The organism is Alkalicella caledoniensis (assembly GCF_014467015.1).
Lineage (GTDB): Bacteria > Bacillota > Proteinivoracia > Proteinivoracales > Proteinivoracaceae > Alkalicella > Alkalicella caledoniensis.
In genome coordinates, this window is sequence record NZ_CP058559.1 from 1,942,607 (window position 1) to 1,958,664 (window position 16,058).

The 16,058-nt window shown below is 35.2% G+C and carries 21 protein-coding genes and 4 tRNA genes; 24 read left to right on the forward strand and 1 reads right to left on the reverse strand.

Annotation, left to right across the window (positions count from 1 at the left end; all coding sequences use genetic code 11):
- Together HYG86_RS09660 and HYG86_RS09665 are read left to right on the forward strand one after the other, a co-directional pair.
- On the forward strand, positions 1 to 384 hold the full coding sequence (locus tag HYG86_RS09660; protein WP_213165380.1) for a bactofilin family protein: 384 nt from the start codon (positions 1 to 3) through the stop codon (positions 382 to 384).
- Between the two features lie 83 nt (positions 385 to 467).
- Positions 468 to 707, forward strand: a complete 240-nt coding sequence (locus HYG86_RS09665; protein ID WP_213165381.1) for a YkuS family protein — start codon at positions 468 to 470, stop codon at positions 705 to 707.
- Positions 708 to 718: 11 nt separating this feature from the next.
- Here HYG86_RS09665 and yyaC read toward each other — a convergent pair whose 3' ends face one another.
- Entirely contained in the window at positions 719 to 1,318 is a 600-nt protein-coding gene (gene yyaC / locus HYG86_RS09670) for a spore protease YyaC (protein ID WP_213165382.1), read from the reverse strand.
- A 107-nt stretch (positions 1,319 to 1,425) separates the two neighbouring features.
- Between yyaC and HYG86_RS09675 the strand changes: the two genes are divergently transcribed.
- The 22 genes from HYG86_RS09675 to HYG86_RS09780 all read left to right on the forward strand — a co-directional run bounded on the left by HYG86_RS09675 (position 1,426) and on the right by HYG86_RS09780 (position 15,736).
- Positions 1,426 to 2,460: a YkvI family membrane protein gene (locus HYG86_RS09675; protein WP_213165383.1), complete on the forward strand. Its 1,035-nt coding sequence runs from the start codon at positions 1,426 to 1,428 to the stop codon at positions 2,458 to 2,460.
- A gap of 52 nt (positions 2,461 to 2,512) precedes the next feature.
- Complete coding sequence (locus HYG86_RS09680; protein ID WP_213165384.1) at positions 2,513 to 3,112, forward strand: tetratricopeptide repeat protein; 600 nt, start codon at positions 2,513 to 2,515, stop codon at positions 3,110 to 3,112.
- A gap of 73 nt (positions 3,113 to 3,185) precedes the next feature.
- Positions 3,186 to 3,470, forward strand: coding sequence for a hypothetical protein (locus HYG86_RS09685; RefSeq protein ID WP_213165385.1), 285 nt, complete (start codon positions 3,186 to 3,188; stop codon positions 3,468 to 3,470).
- Positions 3,471 to 3,478: 8 nt separating this feature from the next.
- Positions 3,479 to 4,645 (forward strand): CD0519/CD1768 family membrane protein, encoded by a 1,167-nt coding sequence (locus HYG86_RS09690; protein WP_213165386.1) that lies wholly within the window; start codon positions 3,479 to 3,481, stop codon positions 4,643 to 4,645.
- 51 nt (positions 4,646 to 4,696) lie between these two features.
- Positions 4,697 to 5,335 (forward strand): hypothetical protein, encoded by a 639-nt coding sequence (locus tag HYG86_RS09695; RefSeq protein ID WP_213165387.1) that lies wholly within the window; start codon positions 4,697 to 4,699, stop codon positions 5,333 to 5,335.
- A gap of 17 nt (positions 5,336 to 5,352) precedes the next feature.
- On the forward strand, positions 5,353 to 5,589 hold the full coding sequence (locus HYG86_RS09700; protein ID WP_213169200.1) for a TIGR03905 family TSCPD domain-containing protein: 237 nt from the start codon (positions 5,353 to 5,355) through the stop codon (positions 5,587 to 5,589).
- 1 nt (position 5,590) lies between these two features.
- Entirely contained in the window at positions 5,591 to 5,791 is a 201-nt protein-coding gene (locus tag HYG86_RS09705; protein ID WP_213165388.1) for a DUF951 domain-containing protein, read from the forward strand.
- Positions 5,792 to 5,887: 96 nt separating this feature from the next.
- Positions 5,888 to 6,172, forward strand: a complete 285-nt coding sequence (gene rpsF, locus HYG86_RS09710) for a 30S ribosomal protein S6 (protein WP_213165389.1) — start codon at positions 5,888 to 5,890, stop codon at positions 6,170 to 6,172.
- Positions 6,173 to 6,190: 18 nt separating this feature from the next.
- Entirely contained in the window at positions 6,191 to 6,586 is a 396-nt protein-coding gene (gene ssb, locus HYG86_RS09715) for a single-stranded DNA-binding protein (RefSeq protein WP_213165390.1), read from the forward strand.
- A gap of 19 nt (positions 6,587 to 6,605) precedes the next feature.
- Positions 6,606 to 6,833: a 30S ribosomal protein S18 gene (rpsR, locus tag HYG86_RS09720; RefSeq protein WP_213165391.1), complete on the forward strand. Its 228-nt coding sequence runs from the start codon at positions 6,606 to 6,608 to the stop codon at positions 6,831 to 6,833.
- A 78-nt stretch (positions 6,834 to 6,911) separates the two neighbouring features.
- Positions 6,912 to 7,220: a MazG-like family protein gene (locus tag HYG86_RS09725; RefSeq protein ID WP_213165392.1), complete on the forward strand. Its 309-nt coding sequence runs from the start codon at positions 6,912 to 6,914 to the stop codon at positions 7,218 to 7,220.
- Complete coding sequence (locus tag HYG86_RS09730) at positions 7,221 to 8,150, forward strand: DUF2232 domain-containing protein (protein WP_213165393.1); 930 nt, start codon at positions 7,221 to 7,223, stop codon at positions 8,148 to 8,150.
- Positions 8,151 to 8,161: 11 nt separating this feature from the next.
- Positions 8,162 to 8,602, forward strand: a complete 441-nt coding sequence (rplI, locus tag HYG86_RS09735) for a 50S ribosomal protein L9 (protein ID WP_213165394.1) — start codon at positions 8,162 to 8,164, stop codon at positions 8,600 to 8,602.
- A 93-nt stretch (positions 8,603 to 8,695) separates the two neighbouring features.
- Positions 8,696 to 9,808 (forward strand): M20/M25/M40 family metallo-hydrolase, encoded by a 1,113-nt coding sequence (locus HYG86_RS09740; protein ID WP_213165395.1) that lies wholly within the window; start codon positions 8,696 to 8,698, stop codon positions 9,806 to 9,808.
- 281 nt (positions 9,809 to 10,089) lie between these two features.
- The gene (locus tag HYG86_RS09745; RefSeq protein WP_213165396.1) at positions 10,090 to 11,490 is read left to right on the forward strand and encodes an NAD(P)/FAD-dependent oxidoreductase; all 1,401 of its coding nucleotides are present in this window, start codon (positions 10,090 to 10,092) and stop codon (positions 11,488 to 11,490) included.
- Positions 11,491 to 11,511: 21 nt separating this feature from the next.
- Positions 11,512 to 12,795, forward strand: a complete 1,284-nt coding sequence (locus tag HYG86_RS09750) for an adenylosuccinate synthase (protein ID WP_213165397.1) — start codon at positions 11,512 to 11,514, stop codon at positions 12,793 to 12,795.
- Between the two features lie 68 nt (positions 12,796 to 12,863).
- Positions 12,864 to 12,939: transfer RNA gene (locus tag HYG86_RS09755), tRNA-Lys, on the forward strand.
- A gap of 7 nt (positions 12,940 to 12,946) precedes the next feature.
- Positions 12,947 to 13,021, forward strand: a tRNA-Glu gene (locus tag HYG86_RS09760).
- 10 nt (positions 13,022 to 13,031) lie between these two features.
- Positions 13,032 to 13,108: transfer RNA gene (locus tag HYG86_RS09765), tRNA-Asp, on the forward strand.
- Between the two features lie 5 nt (positions 13,109 to 13,113).
- Positions 13,114 to 13,189, forward strand: a tRNA-Phe gene (locus HYG86_RS09770).
- A gap of 130 nt (positions 13,190 to 13,319) precedes the next feature.
- Positions 13,320 to 14,255 (forward strand): Na/Pi symporter, encoded by a 936-nt coding sequence (locus HYG86_RS09775; RefSeq protein ID WP_213165398.1) that lies wholly within the window; start codon positions 13,320 to 13,322, stop codon positions 14,253 to 14,255.
- A gap of 80 nt (positions 14,256 to 14,335) precedes the next feature.
- Positions 14,336 to 15,736, forward strand: coding sequence for a peptidoglycan DD-metalloendopeptidase family protein (locus HYG86_RS09780; protein WP_213165399.1), 1,401 nt, complete (start codon positions 14,336 to 14,338; stop codon positions 15,734 to 15,736).
- The last annotated feature ends 322 nt before the right edge of the window (positions 15,737 to 16,058 follow it).

Sequence of the window (16,058 nt, forward strand, 5' to 3'; positions counted from 1 at the left end):
TTGTTTAAGAAAAAAGAAGAGTTGGACTTTGCAAATGTGGATACAATAATAGGTAAGGACACAGAATTTAGTGGCACCATAAATGGTAAGGGGATATTAAGGGTCGATGGGAAAGTAACTGGTGAAATAATTACTGGGGATGTTTTGGTTGGGGAAACGGGAGTTGTTGAGGCTAATATAAAGGCTAGACATGTGACCGTGTCAGGCACTATAAAAGGTAATATAGAAGCTTCAGGATTATTAGAGCTTATGCCAAGTGCTAGATTAACAGGTGATATTAAAGTATCTAATCTTTCAATCGGAGACGGTGCTTACTTCAAAGGTGCATGTGAAATGCTAAGTGGTGATAAATCAAAAGAGAATAAAGGACAAGAAAAAAAGTAGATGGTAATTTTCCACCTACTTTTTTTGTATAAAAAAATCAAGATAAAAACAAAATAAGAACAAACAAGTTAAGGAGGATATTCATGAGAATAATTGCTGTTGAGGATGGTTTAGATAAATTTAAGGAAGGGTTAGAAAAAGCTGGGTATAAGACTGTTGATCTATCTCAAAACTTTGTAAACCCTATAGCTATAGTGGTATCAGGCATGGACGATAACTTAATGGGAATGGAAACCATAACAAATGAGATTCCGGTAATTAATTGTGAAGGAATGAGTGTTGAACAAGTTGTACGAGAAATTAAAAATAGAATGGTACACTAAAAGAAGGCGAATTAAGCCTTCTTTTTAGTATTTAGCAAGGTTAAATCTAATACAGTTGACTCAAGAGCTTTTGCAATGACATTAGCCATTTTCATTACTATAGCTAATCTAGTATTTTGTAAAACAAAATATTCCATAAAGCCACCAACATTAACCACACCAGTGATATAGATATGTCCGACTTCAGGTAAGTTTTTCTTTACACCGGCTCCCGGTTTTAAACTACCTATCCCTACGGAAACTGTGCTTACGTTATCCATACTACCTAGGCATGCATCTATGGCAATTACAAGGGGATTCTTAAGCTTAGGAATTGACTCTAACTTTTCTTCTAAATTTGCTGCGTGAACAGGGTCATCTAAAGTACCCATTACATGGATATTATCTAGATCATTCAACCTTTCAATCTTACTCCCAACTAAGGGACCAAGACTGTCTCCTGTAGAGCGGTCCGTTCCAATACACATAATAACAATGTCTGACCAATCAGTTTTTACAGTGTGGATATAATCTAATAAATTATTCTTTAAAGTAAAATAGCAATTACTAGAAGAACAATCAACCCTGTTACTGTATAACTTTTTATCAGGTTTACTAAAGAAACTGAGCATAATAAACCTCCTATAATTTCGATGTAATTATTTTTATGTTTAAATAAAAATAATTATTCATATTAGCTAAAGTTTTTTAATAAAAGAAAATGTGGGGGGTGTATCAAATGTTTAAATCCGATACTCTTAAGATAACTTTTACGTATGTAGGTGCCTTAGTAGGTGCAGGATTTGCCACAGGTCAGGAAATAATACAATTTTTTACTATGTTTGAAAGTAAAGGACTTCTAGGCGTCTTATTTTCTACCCTATGTATAGTAGTATTTGGAATCATGTATTTATATGTAACATTTAATGAAGAAGTTGATACGTATTATGATCTGCTTTTGATAATAGCAGGACAAAAAGTAGCAAAAATTTTCGACATAATAATTAGCTTATTTTTATTTGGAGGTTTCACCATAATGATTGCTGCAGGCAATGGGTTACTTTATGAAAATATAGGCACTAATAATTACATAAATTACTCCCTAATTGCTCTAATTTTATACCTCAGTTTTTCAAGTGGAATAAAAGGTATTTTGAAGTTAAATACAGTCCTTATCCCTTTACTTGTGATAGTGATAGTGATAATATGTTTAAATAGTATGATAATAAGTGAAAAAGCTTTTACAGGGGGAATAATGCCAAAAAATTATTTAGTATCAGGACTTACCTACGCCTCCTATAATTTAATAATAGGGATGGTTGTATTATCGTCTATAAAAAAAGAAATATACAATAAATCTACTATAATTTTTGGTCCCCTATACGCAGGATTGTTATTAGGAGCTATGCTAATCTTGATTACAATAGCCACAAGAGGTTTAGAATCTTACTCTGAAATACCCATACTAGACTTAGCAAGACCTTTAGGACAGAAATTTTACTACTTGTTAGTACCTAGCATTGGTATTGCTATACTTACCTCTGCCATAGCGTCAGGGCATGGGCTGGTAGTGCGGTTGCAGCAGTTAACAAATCTTAAATATAATACCCTTGTTGCAATTATAATAATCATTGCAATACCTATGTCCTCAATTGGTTTTACTCAACTTATTAAATTTGTGTACCCCTTTTTCGGATTTATAAATTTCTTGATTATGTTTTTGACTGGGGTATACTTTATTAAAAAAAATGTTATTTCTTTTAATGTAAGATAATTAGTTAATTAAAAAGTATTAAAGCTTAATATTATACAAGGAGTGGACAGGCATGGATAAAGAAAAAGGCTATGAACAACAACCTCAGGATCTTGTAGATAAGGTAGAAAGTATGTATCAAAAAGGTGTACTTTCTTTAAATCGTGCTCAGAACAAAGATGCATATGAACTGTTTAAAAAAATAATAGAAATAGACCCAGAGCATGGGAAAAGCTATAATAAATTAGGTGTGATATTAGCCCAGGTGGGTGAAATAGATGAAGCAAAGAAACTATTTCAGACAGCCCTTGAAAAGGACCAAGGGAATACTTCAGCCAAGGTCAATATGGGTAACCTTTTCTTTTTAGAAGAAGATTTTGACACAGCAAAAAAATACTATCTAGATGCATATGAGAAGGATAAGGAAAATGCTGTTTTGCTAAACAACTTAGCTACTATTTATAAAAATCAAGGTCAAATAGAGGAGTATTTAAAATACTTTAAACTTGCTCAAAAATTTCATAAAGAAAATATCAAAAAAGAGTTAAGTGATGATAGTTTTATGAATAAGACTAAAGAGTTTGTAAAAGGAGAAAAAAAGGGTTGCTTAGGGCCATCTTTGATGATATGTTTAATGGTGGTAATTAGTTTTATTTTCTTAACATTTTCTTAAAAGGGTGGGAAGGTTGAAAAAGAAAGAGAACCTTATAGCAAAGATCCTTAGTTTTTTTATTTTGCTGATAATTATGGAATTATTTTTGCATTTATTAGACCCGAACCAGGAAATAAATCCAATAATTATAGCTCCCGTAGCTTTCCTTTTGGCAAAGCTATGTTATGATCTAATCCTGTTAATAAAATATAGGGAAAAATTATTTTTATATGTTGAAGACTATATAAAAGAAATTATTTTGGTTTTTTCCTTATCTATTTTGGCAGGGGGGATTGTATTTTTGTCAGAATTATTGATTAGGGGTAATGTTAGGATGTCAATTTTGGCAGTAATAACTTCACTTTATTTAAAAAAATAACTAAACTTATGGAGAGTGGAGAAAAAATGGCCCAGATGGTCAAGAAAAAAGTAAAAGCTGTTAATTTAGAATCATTTGTAATAACCGCAGTTTTGGTGGGTTCGGGAGTTTTTTTCGGTTCTATAATGGGTTTTGATAATATGTTTTCTACCATAATGAAAACAGCACATGAGTTACTACTAGATACTGTATTTTATATCTTAGCGGTAGCTGTATTAGCAGGAGCATTGGGTGCAGTTGGAGTTGAATTTGGATTAATTGCTTTACTAAATAAGATTTTATCTCCACTGATGAAACCTCTATTTAATTTGCCAGGGGCAGCAGCTATAGGGGGGATAACAACTTATATATCTGACAATCCCGCCATTATAAGCTTAGCTAAGGATGAAGGTTTTAAAAAATACTTTAAAAAACATCAATTGCCTGTACTTTGCAACCTTGGCACTTCCTTTGGAATGGGCCTTATAGTTACTAGCTTCATGATTGCAAGGGGCAAGGAATTTTTAGTGCCAGCCATAGTGGGTAATATAGGTGCAATTATCGGCTGCATTGTAAGTGTTAGGATAATGCTAAGCCAAACAAAGAAGTTATATAAAGAAGAAGACAGTACAGTGGATTCTGATGACTCAGATCTCTTTGATTATAGGGAGATAAGGGAAGGAACTATATTGCAAAGGTTTCTTGAATCAGTACTAGAAGGTGGAAGAAATGGTGTAGAGATGGGACTTGCCATAATACCTGGAGTGCTATTTATTTGTACTTTGGTTTTGATGCTTACCTTTGGTCCTTCTCCTGGAGGATATACGGGTGCTGCCTTTGAGGGTATAGAACTATTGCCCAAAATAGGAGGTTTCTTATATCCAGTATTGCAACCTGTTTTTGGATTTTCTTCACCCCAGGCCCTAGCTTTCCCAATAACAGCCCTAGGAGCTGTGGGAGCAGCTATAGGTTTAGTTCCAGGATTTTTGGAGCAAGGTTGGATAAAACCATCTGACATAGCAGTGTTTACAGCTATGGGGATGTGTTGGTCAGGGTACTTATCAACACATGTAGCCATGATGGATGCACTAGGTACTAGAGAATTGATAAATAAAGCTATAACTGCTCATACCATAGGGGGACTAGCTGCAGGAATTTCCGCAAATCTAATAATGAGACTCATTTCGTTACTATAAATAAAGAATAATCTTCACTTACCTAAAATATTTTTTAGGGAGGTGAAGATTATGATTATAGATTTAATTATGGTAAATACTGTTTTTTGGAGTTTCCTATTAGGGTACAAAAGCAGTCCAAAGATAACACTGTATAAACCACTGATACTAGTGATTTCTTTTATTTTAACTTTAAATATTCACAACAATGTGGCTATATTTAGCCAAGAAAAAGTGGTAAAAACCATATTAGACAATGACTATGTTATACAGGTGAGTGAAGAAAATTCTCATAGAGAATACTTACTAACAAAATCATTTGTGGATGAGCTACCAGTAACAACTCAGATGCAAAATAAGATAATCGAGAACTACTATAAAGATAATACAGGTTACCTGATAGACGAACTGGTGGAAACGGCAGGTAAAACTATTACAAAATCCATGGAAGTGTTACTTGTTTTAACAATAGTAATTGTTTTTCTAAATGTGGTTGGGAGCATTACGCTATTTAAAAGGAAATCTACAGGAAGTATTTCATCGGGAGTAATAACTGTTATCTCAAACTTAATAGTTGTATCAATAATTATACTACTTATCAACTTAATATCAGTCTTTCTTTTAAAGGATATTCCGAAGATTAGTCTAGAAGGATCTTTATTTACTCCACTGATACATAAAATCATTGATTTTGTAATTAATACAATTTAGGAGGAATTACAATGGAAATAAGGTTTAAAACTGAAGGAACCTGTGCAAAAGAAATTATATTTAAAATAAGCAACGGTATAGTAGAAAAAGTTGAATTTGTAAATGGATGTGCAGGAAATGTACAGGGTATAGCAAAACTTGTTGAAGGGCGGCCAGTGGATGAGATAATTGATAGATTATCAGGTATTGAATGTAGAAACGGAACTTCTTGTCCAGATCAATTGGCAAAAGCTTTAAAGGGGGCCACAGCCTAAGATGAATAAACCCTTTAATTTTCAATTGGGGGATATAGTTGAGATGAAAAAACCTCATCCCTGTGGGAATAACGAATGGGAAATTCTAAGGATAGGAATGGATTTTAGAATTAAATGTACAAAATGTGAAAGAAGTATACTTATTCCGAGGGTTAAGTTTGAAAAGGGCTATAAGAAGACAATAAAACATTCAGAGGTTTAATATTTGCATTTTCTATATTATATGTTATAATGTTCTATAGTCCCTGCCCTGTTTATAAACAGGGCCGCTTAGTCCAAAGGGAGGAGGTGAATGTCGATGACAAAATACGAGTTGATTTATATACTAAACACTGATCAAGACCAAGAGGCTATTGAAGCTGCCATTGAGAAGTTTAACGGCATCATTACCAATCAAGGTGGAACTGTTGACGAAGTTATTCAATGGGGTAAAAAAAGGCTAGCTTACGAAATTAACGACCTTAAAGACGGTTATTACGTGCTAGTTAACTTTACTGGTACAGGTGCGGTTGTTAATGAGCTTGAGCGTATCTTCAAGATTTCTGAAGGTATCCTTAGACATTTAGTAGTTAAAAAAGCGTAATACAAAGGGGGAAGAGCAATGATAAACAGAGTTGTTTTAGTAGGGCGTTTAACTAAAGACCCTGAACTAAGATATACACCAAACACTGGAATCGCTGTTACCACCTTCACTTTAGCAGTGAGCCGAAATTTCACGAATCAACAAGGGGAAAGGGATGCTGACTTTGTTCCAATTGTTGTGTGGAGGACTCAAGCAGAGCACTGTGCAAACTACTTAAGAAAAGGATCTTTAGCAGGTATTGATGGAAGAATACAAACAAGAAGCTATGACACCCCAGAAGGGCAAAGGAGATTTGTTACTGAAATAGTAGCAGACAATGTTAGATTCTTAGATCCTAAGCAAAAAAGCGGTGGAGATAATCAAGAGTCTTACTCTAACTTTGGTCAAGAGGTAGATGAAGATGTTCCATTCTAATTGGTAAGGAGGGAAATAGATGCGTAGAGATAAAAGAAGAGGAAGAAAAAAAGTTTGTAGTTTCTGTGTTGATAAAGTTGAGACAATAGACTACAAAAGTGTTGATAAACTTCGTAAATATGTAACTGATAGAGGAAAAATAATGCCTCGTCGTATATCTGGTACATGTGCGCCACATCAAAGGCAATTAACTGCTGCGATTAAAAGAGCTAGAATTATCGCACTATTGCCATTTACAGCTGAATAGTATATAATATGCAATGTATGGGGCAAATTTTTTGCCCCTTTGTGTTATATATATATGTCTTTATGCGGGGTGGAAAATATGGTGGGAAAGCAAGAAAAAGTTGATATTATAAAAAATATATCGAGTATAGAGGCACTTAAAATCAAAATATTAGGTGGAATTACTAATGTTTTTGATTCTCTTTATAAAGGCAAAGAAGAACAGGTTTTAGACTACATAGCAGGTATTATGGTGAGTTTATATTGTCTTTCTAAGCGGATAGGATTTTCCTTTAGAAAGCTAGACCAAAAGTTTACTGAAAAAGTAAATACAATAAATACTAACCAAACTGAATTTGAAGAGGATATTAATGAATTAAAACAATATCTTTCTGTGCGAGGTGACTAAATGCAAAGAAAAATCTCTACAAAAGCTATTGTCGAAGGTGCTTTGTTATTGGGCATACTTGTTATCTTAAGTATATTGACCTATGTACCACCATTTAGTTTATTTTCCTTTATCCTACTACCTACCCCTATACTTTTTGCTGTATTTAGGCATAATCTCAAAGTTGCTACAATGATAGGTTTTTTGTCAGTTATTACTCTAATAATAGTTGGAATAGACCCTATTTCCTCTCTTATTAACGGAATTTATGCATCGTTTATAGGATTAGCTCTAGGATACGGTTTTGTTAAAAAACTTAAACCAACCATGACCCTAATTATAACAACGGCATCTCTTCTGACTGCCATACTACTTATAGCGTTCTTGTATACAACTTTTTTAGAGTATAATATAGTAGAAGAGATTTTAGATCTACAGGTTCAACTTTTAGAGAGTATAGCAGAAAGAATTCAAGAGACAAGACCTCCTGTGGAGGAACAAGGTGATAGAGAACTGTTTATCGCTTTAACCAGAGAAGAAATAAGATATATATTTCCCGGCCTTTTAGTTTTAGCTGCCACAATAAACTCTTTTTTTACCATAGGACTAACTAGGATAATACTAAAGAAGTTTAAAATAGAGACCCAGCCTTTCCCCAAATTTTCTCACTGGAGGTTTGGAGACTGGCTAATTTGGACATTCGTTGCGGCACAGTTACTGCCGATATTTTTGCCTCAAACGAAGCAAATAGCTTACAATGTAACCCAGGTGGCTCTATATGGGATAATTCTTCAAGGCTTAGCGGTAATTTACTATAAAATTTCTGAGAAAATAAGATATGCTGCAATAAAGGTGATTATAATTTTAATTATTTTATTTATACCGATTCTACAATCAATTGCCATGTTTATTGGTATAATTGACTTCTTTTGGAACTTTAGACGTATTTAGGGAGGGATTATATGAAAGTTATAATGTTACAAACTGTTAAGAAGGTTGGACAACAAGGTCAGGTTCTTGAGGTATCAGAAGGCTATGCAAGAAATTTTCTATTGCCCAAGGGCTATGCAGTTGAAGCATCTAAGGGAAATGTTAAGAGTTTAGATGAACAAAAAAAGTCTGAGGAACGTAAAAAAGAAAAAGAACTAGAAGAAGCTAAAAAGTTTGCAGACAAAATTACTAACACTTCCTTGAGTATGAAGGCTAAATCTGGAGAAGGCGGAAAATTGTTTGGTTCTGTCACATCAAAAGATATAGCGGAACTCTTAGCCAAAAAGGGAATTAAGGTAGACAAACGCAAAATTGAACTATCAGAACCCATAAAAAGTTTAGGTGAATACGAATTAAACGTAAAACTATACCCAGAAATAAACGCAACTTTAAAAGTAAAGATATCTCAGTAGGCACCCTAAACCAAGGGTGCCTTGTGTTTTGTTAAAAAGTACTTGTAAGGGAAAAGCTAACAGTATACTATTTTTAGGAAGGTGGTAAATGCCATGGTTAACAAGAAAAGGCTTTTAGAAGAATTTTTTGAACTTGTTCAAATTGACAGTGTAACAAGAACAGAGGGTAAGGTGGCTAAAGTATTAAGTCAGAAACTAATGGAGCTTGGAGCTGATGTATATGTAGATGATGCTGCTCAAAAAGTTGGATCAGATACGGGAAATATTATAGCCAAAATAAAAGGGAATGCAAACAAACCAACACTACTATTCTCTGCACATATGGATACTGTAGTACCAGGAAACGGTATAAAGCCAATTATAAAGGACGAAATTATATATAGTGAAGGTGAAACCATTTTAGCTGCAGATGACAAGGGTGGTATAGCTGCTATTTTAGAAGGAATTAGATCTATTAAGGAAAATAATTTAGAACATGGGGATATAGAGGTTGTTCTTACCATAGCAGAAGAAGGTGGCCTTTTTGGTGTTAAAAATTTAGAGTATGGAAAATTAGAAGCAAAGATGGGCTATGTTTTAGACAGTGACGGAAAACCGGGCACAATAGTAGTTCAAGGACCAGCCCAGGACAAAATTGATGTGGTGGTAAAGGGTAAATCAGCCCATGCTGGAGTTAGCCCAGAAGAAGGAATTAGCGCCATTCAGGTGGCTAGTAAAGCTATATCCATGATGAACCTTTTACGAATAGATGAAGACACAACGGCTAACATAGGAGTAATTCAAGGAGGGACTGCTACTAACATAGTTACAGACAAGGTTGAAATAAAGGCTGAAGCAAGAAGTGTTTTAGAAGAAAAACTAAATGCCCAATCTAAGCACATGGAAGAGTGTTTTATAAAAGCAGCAGCAGAGTTTGGTACTGAAGCTGAAGTAAAAATAGAAAGAGTGTATTCAGCCTTTCATCTTACAGAAGAAGACTTAGTTGTTCAAAATGCCATAAAGGCTGCAGAAGCTTTAGGTTTTGCTGTTACAATGAAAGCTACTGGTGGAGGTAGTGATACCAATATTTTGAATACTTATGGCATATCAACAATCAACTTAGGTGTTGGAATGACTAAACCCCATACTACCCATGAAAGCATATCAGTTGAGGACTTAGTCAATAGCGCAAGGTATGTAGAAGAACTTATAAAAACAGTTGGTTAAGGCTAAAAAAAACTCCAAAATCTTTTGGGGTTTTTTATGTTATTAACTATTAAATAACCCTCTTTGATGAGGGCATAATAACTTAAAGGCTTATTCCATCACTTTGTTATCGATTTGCAAAAAAAAATAATAAATGTGATGTAAAGAAAAACTTTTAGTACATAAAACACGAATATTAAAATATATAAATGCTACAATGTTCGTGTTTTAACCTTGACTAGCACTGAGTTTTTCGTTAAACTTACATAGGGTTAAATAAAAAAACCAAGGAGGAAATTCCTATGACAAAGTATGATGTTATTGTTGTTGGAGCAGGTCCTGCAGGAATTTTTACTGCACTGGAAATAGTTAAATTAGATCCTAATAAAAATGTACTAATTTTGGATAAAGGAAGAAATATAGAAAGCAGAAAGTGTCCACTTAGAACTATACAAAAGTGTGTTCACTGCAAACCCTGTGGAATTGTAAATGGATGGTCAGGAGCTGGAGCATTTAGTGATGGAAAACTATCCTTGTCCCCAGAAGTAGGTGGGAGATTAACTGAGTATATGACTTTCTCAGAAGCTCAGGAGCTTATAAAATATGTAGACAAGGTATACTTAGACTTTGGAGCTAATGGAGTTATACATGGTTTAGACAATAAAAAAGTAGAAGATATAATGTATGAGTCATCTAAGCACAATATAAAACTTGTTCCTTGCCCTGTTAGGCACTTAGGAACTGATCTAGGATATGAAGTACTAAAGAATATGTATCATTACTTAAAAGATCAAGAAAATTTCACATTTGTTGAGCTCACAGAGGTTAGCGAAGTGATATTTGAAGGTGACACTGTCAAAGGAGTAAAAGCAAAAAATAACAAAAAAGAAGAAACTACCTATCTTGCAGATAAGATAGTTATTGCTCCTGGTAGAGGTGGGGCAGGTTGGCTAGAGAAGCTAATGAAAAAGGCTAACATTAAAACTGAGAATAATGAAGTCGATATTGGTGTTAGAGTTGAAGTCCCAAACTCTGTTATGGATCATCTAACTGAACATTTATATGAACCTAAACTGGTATACTACTCAGATACATTTGAAAATAAAGTTCGTTCCTTTTGTGTAAATCCAGGGGGTTTTGTTTCAGAAGAACACTATGACGACAACCTTGCTGTAGTAAATGGACATAGTTTTGCTGACTCTAAACAAAAAAGTGAGAACACTAACTTTGCACTATTAGTTTCAACAAAGTTTACAGAGCCTTTTGATCAACCAATTGAATATGGCAAATATGTTGCTAAACTTGGCAATATGATTACAGGTGGCGGTATATTAGTTCAAAGATTAGGTGATCTGATAAATGGCAGGAGAACAAACGCCCATAGGCTATCTAAATCCACCACTATACCCACATTAAAGAGTGCTGTTCCAGGAGATCTTAGCTTCGTCCTTCCCCAGAGGTATTTAACTTCGATAGTGGAAACTTTAAAAGCATTTGATAAAATAGCCCCTGGAATGTACTCTAAGAACACCCTTTTATATGGAGTAGAAGTAAAGTTTTATTCATCTAAGGTTCAAGTGAATAATAACTTTGAGACTGATGTGAAAGGTCTTTATACCATAGGAGATGGAGCAGGTATTACTAGAGGATTGATGCAAGCCTCAGTAACAGGAGTAATTGTCGCTAGGGATATCTGTAAATAACCGTAAGGGAGTGTTTTAGATATGAAAAATTTAGTAATAGTTGGAACCCAGTGGGGTGACGAAGGTAAAGGTAAAATCACTGACTACATGGCAGAAAAGGCAGATGCAGTTGTTCGCTATCAAGGGGGCAACAATGCAGGTCATACTATTGTTTTTGGAGGGAAAAAGTATAAGCTTCACCTAATCCCATCAGGAATACTAAATGAAAATAAAACATGTATTATAGGAAATGGAATGGTAGTTGACTTAGAAGCATTAGTTAAAGAAATAAAGTATCTTGAGGAACTAAAAATCGATGTATCTAACCTAAGGATCAGTGAAGGTGCACACCTTATACTTCCATACCATAAAACAATAGATTTACTATCTGAATCAAGACGAGGAAAAAACAAGATAGGAACAACTGGAAAAGGCATTGGACCCGCTTATATGGATAAAGCTGCGAGATGTGGAATAAGAATAGTTGATATTTTGGATGAGGAAGTTTTTAAAGAGAAATTAGCTGCTAACTTAGAAGATAAAAATAGGTTAATTGAAAGATATTATGAAGGTGAATCCCTTGACTTTGATAGTATTTATAATAGCTATGTAGAGTACGGAAAAAGTATAAGGAAGTATGTGTGTAACACATCTGTTTTGTTAGAAGAGCTATTGGAGCAGGGGAAAAAAGTAGTTTTCGAAGGAGCCCAAGGCACTTTGTTAGACATAGATCATGGGACATATCCTTATGTAACTGCGTCTAACCCTGTAGCTGGTGGAGTGTGTATTGGAGCAGGTATAGGACCTTCTAAAATCGACAAGGTTTTAGGTGTAGTAAAAGCCTACTCAACTAGAGTAGGAGATGGACCTTTTCCTACTGAAATGTTTGACGAAACTGCGGACACTATCCGTGAGGTGGGGAAAGAGTATGGAACTACTACTGGAAGGCCAAGAAGGATAGGTTGGCTTGACACCGTTATACTAAGACATGCTAAAAGAGTAAGTGGGCTAGACTATATTGCATTAACACTACTTGATGTTTTGACAGGTGTAGAAAAGATTCAAATCTGTACTGCCTATGAGGTTGATGGCAATATAATAAAAGATTTTCCGTCAAGTGTGGAAACACTAGCTAAATGCAAACCTATATTTGAAGAAGTTGATGGTTGGAGTGAAGATATAACAGGTGTAAGTAGTTTTGAAGAACTACCTGTAAATGCTCAAAAATATATTCGCAAAATAGAGGAACTGATAAAGGTACAAGTCTCCATGTTTTCTGTTGGGCCAGACAGAAAACAGACACTGGAAACAATTAGCATGATATAAAATAAAAAAAATAATAAAAAAGTATTGACTTAGCACCTGGGACATAGTATTATATACAAGTGTCCTAAGAGCCATTAGCTCAGTCGGTAGAGCACCTGACTTTTAATCAGGGTGTCCCGCGTTCGAGTCGCGGATGGCTCACCATTTTTTTGGCCCCTTGGTCAAGCGGTTAAGACACCGCCCTTTCACGGCGGTATCAGGGGTTCGATTCCCCTAGGGGTCACCAATTATATTTAGGAGCTGTGGTGTAGAGGCCTAACATGCCTGCCTGTCACGCAGGAGACCGCGGGTTCGACTCCCGTCAGCTCCGCCATTTATGCCTCGGTAGCTCAGTCGGTAGAGCAGAGGACTGAAAATCCTCGTGTCGGCGGTTCGATTCCGCCCTGAGGCACCATCTTATGAAATTAACACCTAATAAGGTGTTTTTTTTTATACATAAATGAAAATTATTAAAAAAAATCATAATATAAAAGTTCTCTTAATATAATTTATTGATAAAAGACTTAATTTTAAGGGAGTATATTATGTCAATCATTCAGAGTATAAAATTTGTACTGGCACTGGGCTTGTTTTTATTAATACTTAAGAGATTTTCTAAATCTTGTTCAGACTTAGTTTCAATGTCCCATCAAAGGAAGTTTTTTAGGAATAGATCTATAATAACCCTCGCACTAACAAGTGCCTTACTAACAGCTATTGTTCAAAGTAGTAGCATAGTAGTTATTATGATTATAGGATTAGTTCAGGGAGATATAATTTCAGAAAAGCACGGGTTAGCTGCAGTAATGGGTACAGAAATTGGAACAACAATGACTGGTCAACTACTGAGTATTCCAAAGGATTTTTTACTTTACACTATCCCAGTGATACTGTTTTTAACAATGATTTTCCCTAAAACAAGGAGATTTAAAAAACCAATTATTTGGTTTGGATTATTGATCTTTTCCATGTTTCTCATGTCATTACCCTTAAAAAATCTTATAAACAGTGAGTATAGCTTAATAAGACAAACACTGATAAAGGCAAATGATAATAAATTTTTGGGTATATCATTAGGTCTTGGGTTCACTGCTCTAATCCAAAGCAGTAGCGCTTTAACAGCTCTCACAATAAATTTAGCAAGGATGGGGCTCCTTAACCTAAAGGGATCCATTGCGTTAGTTTTAGGGGCAAATATAGGCACTTGTGTTACAGGTATAATAGCCAGCGTTGCTTTCTCAAAAAAAATTAAAACAATTGTAATAGGTCAAGTAATATTTAACCTACTAGGTGTTTTGGCCATTTTGGTAATATTCAACCCATTTTTAGAGCTAGTAAGCCTTGTTACAACAACTGGCTTAATTGAAAGGCAGATAGCCAATGGCCAGACACTATTTAATATATTATCTTTCCTAGCGGTACTACCATTCTTCTCTTACTACTATCTACTTGTGAAAAAAATTTCTATGAAATTTTTGTAAATATCAAAAAAATAAAGGAAATTAGAAAGTCATGTAGAATAGTAGAAGATAGACTTAATGTAGAAAGGGGTGATTCTACGGTGAATCTAAAGATCCCCAAATTTGCCACTCAAACTCAAATCGGAGTTGTGAGCCTAATAATTATAGCTATTCTTTTAACAATAGGCCACCAAGGGTACAATCACTACCAACCTGGTTTTGTGTACTTGGTAACCGTAAACGGGCAAGAAGTGGGAATTGTGAGGGACCAAGACGACCTTACGAACATCATTGACCATTTGACAGATCAAGAGAAACAAAGGACAGGATACGACGTTTTGATTGTGGAGGAAATTTCTACAAAAAGGGAATTTCAGTTTCAACCCAATATTCACTTACCTAATCTGCAGTATAGCATTGATAGCCTTGTAAACTACGAGGCATCTGCTACGTTGATCCTAGTTGAAAATGAACCTACTGTAATAGTTGAAAGCCTAGACTTAGCAAAACAAATAATTCAAGACGTAACAGAGTATTACACCAGCTTCATAAAAGGTAAAATAGTTGATCAACCTAAGGTACTTAATGACATTAGCTTTGAAAATGTACTTGTTAAGCCTGAGGAAATAGTTGATTTTGAGTCTGCTAAATCCTTACTACTAAGGGGAACCACAAACTTTGAAACATATAAAGTGTCTAGGGGTGACAGTTTGTGGAATATAGCGACCAAAGCAAACATTTCTGTGGAAGAACTAAAAGAAGCGAACAACCTTAAAACCAATGTGGTAAATGAAGGTCAGGAACTTAAACTAACAACAGCAGAACCTTTAATTGTAGTTGAAATAGTTGAAGAGGTGTCTGTTCAAGAATCAATTCCATTTACAACTGAGTGGAAAAACAACTCAAGCCTCTTTTACTGGCAAACAAGGGTAATAACACCTGGAGTAAATGGTATAAAAGAAACAAAATATCAAGTTACTAAAATAAACGGTGAAGAAGTTGAAAAAGTAAAAATAGGCACGGAAGTAATATCTGAGCCTGTTACAAGAATAGCTGAAAGAGGAACTTCTAAACAGTCAAACGCAGCTGTGGGCAGATTCAGATGGCCACTGGCAAGTGGAGCTGGGCAGATTACTTCCCCGTTTGGGAACCGAAATGATCCTTTTAGTGGGAGAATTGCATTCCACACAGGGGTGGATATAGGAGCTCCTGCTGGTACAGCTGTATATGCTTCGGAAGGTGGAACAGTGAGGATTGCAGGACGGCAGGGAAGTTATGGAAACCTTGTAGTAATACAACACTCTGGCGGCTATGCAACATATTATGCTCATTTGTCAAGTATAAACACATCTGTTGGATCCACTGTATCAAAAGGTCAACTGATAGGAAGAGTGGGAAGAACAGGTAGTGCCACTGGAAACCATTTACACTTTGAAATAAGAACTGGATATGGGGCAGGTAATGGAAACCCAGTAAATCCTATGGGATTCTTTTCACCATAAACATTAAGAAGAACCTACGTTAACTCGTAGGTTCTTTCAGACTGATGACAAAGTCATTTTTTGGTGAATGTCGCATATTAAACGCTGTGCAAAATTCTGCGTCGAGACTTAAGGTTTCTATCTAAACTCCAGAAGGGGACCGCTCCAATTCACCGTCCATGGTTCAGTGGAGCTCTCAGAACGTCCTGTTCTTCGCCCCTTCTTCCGTTTAGCTATTCAGCTCTTAAGTCAACCTCCTCGAATAAATTGTACTGCTTTTTAATATGCACATCTTGGGTCAATGACTTTGTCTGAGGTTTGTCTACAAGCTGGAAGAACCTAC

Excerpts from the sequence above, each read along its gene's own strand:
- HYG86_RS09680 (WP_213165384.1), top strand. The coding sequence starts at position 2,513 with ATGGATAAAGAAAAAGGCTATGAACAACAACCTCAGGATCTTGTAGAT.
- rplI (WP_213165394.1), top strand. The coding sequence starts at position 8,162 with ATGAAAGTTATAATGTTACAAACTGTTAAGAAGGTTGGACAACAAGGT.
- HYG86_RS09725 (WP_213165392.1), top strand. The coding sequence starts at position 6,912 with ATGGTGGGAAAGCAAGAAAAAGTTGATATTATAAAAAATATATCGAGT.
- ssb (WP_213165390.1), top strand. The coding sequence starts at position 6,191 with ATGATAAACAGAGTTGTTTTAGTAGGGCGTTTAACTAAAGACCCTGAA.
- HYG86_RS09690 (WP_213165386.1), top strand. The coding sequence starts at position 3,479 with ATGGAGAGTGGAGAAAAAATGGCCCAGATGGTCAAGAAAAAAGTAAAA.
- HYG86_RS09695 (WP_213165387.1), top strand. The coding sequence starts at position 4,697 with ATGATTATAGATTTAATTATGGTAAATACTGTTTTTTGGAGTTTCCTA.
- HYG86_RS09775 (WP_213165398.1), top strand. The coding sequence starts at position 13,320 with ATGTCAATCATTCAGAGTATAAAATTTGTACTGGCACTGGGCTTGTTT.
- HYG86_RS09675 (WP_213165383.1), top strand. The coding sequence starts at position 1,426 with ATGTTTAAATCCGATACTCTTAAGATAACTTTTACGTATGTAGGTGCC.
- HYG86_RS09745 (WP_213165396.1), top strand. The coding sequence starts at position 10,090 with ATGACAAAGTATGATGTTATTGTTGTTGGAGCAGGTCCTGCAGGAATT.
- yyaC (WP_213165382.1), bottom strand. The coding sequence starts at position 1,318 with ATGCTCAGTTTCTTTAGTAAACCTGATAAAAAGTTATACAGTAACAGG.
- HYG86_RS09685 (WP_213165385.1), top strand. The coding sequence starts at position 3,186 with ATGGAATTATTTTTGCATTTATTAGACCCGAACCAGGAAATAAATCCA.
- HYG86_RS09665 (WP_213165381.1), top strand. The coding sequence starts at position 468 with ATGAGAATAATTGCTGTTGAGGATGGTTTAGATAAATTTAAGGAAGGG.
- HYG86_RS09750 (WP_213165397.1), top strand. The coding sequence starts at position 11,512 with ATGAAAAATTTAGTAATAGTTGGAACCCAGTGGGGTGACGAAGGTAAA.
- rpsR (WP_213165391.1), top strand. The coding sequence starts at position 6,606 with ATGCGTAGAGATAAAAGAAGAGGAAGAAAAAAAGTTTGTAGTTTCTGT.
- HYG86_RS09730 (WP_213165393.1), top strand. The coding sequence starts at position 7,221 with ATGCAAAGAAAAATCTCTACAAAAGCTATTGTCGAAGGTGCTTTGTTA.
- HYG86_RS09705 (WP_213165388.1), top strand. The coding sequence starts at position 5,591 with ATGAATAAACCCTTTAATTTTCAATTGGGGGATATAGTTGAGATGAAA.
- HYG86_RS09740 (WP_213165395.1), top strand. The coding sequence starts at position 8,696 with ATGGTTAACAAGAAAAGGCTTTTAGAAGAATTTTTTGAACTTGTTCAA.
- rpsF (WP_213165389.1), top strand. The coding sequence starts at position 5,888 with ATGACAAAATACGAGTTGATTTATATACTAAACACTGATCAAGACCAA.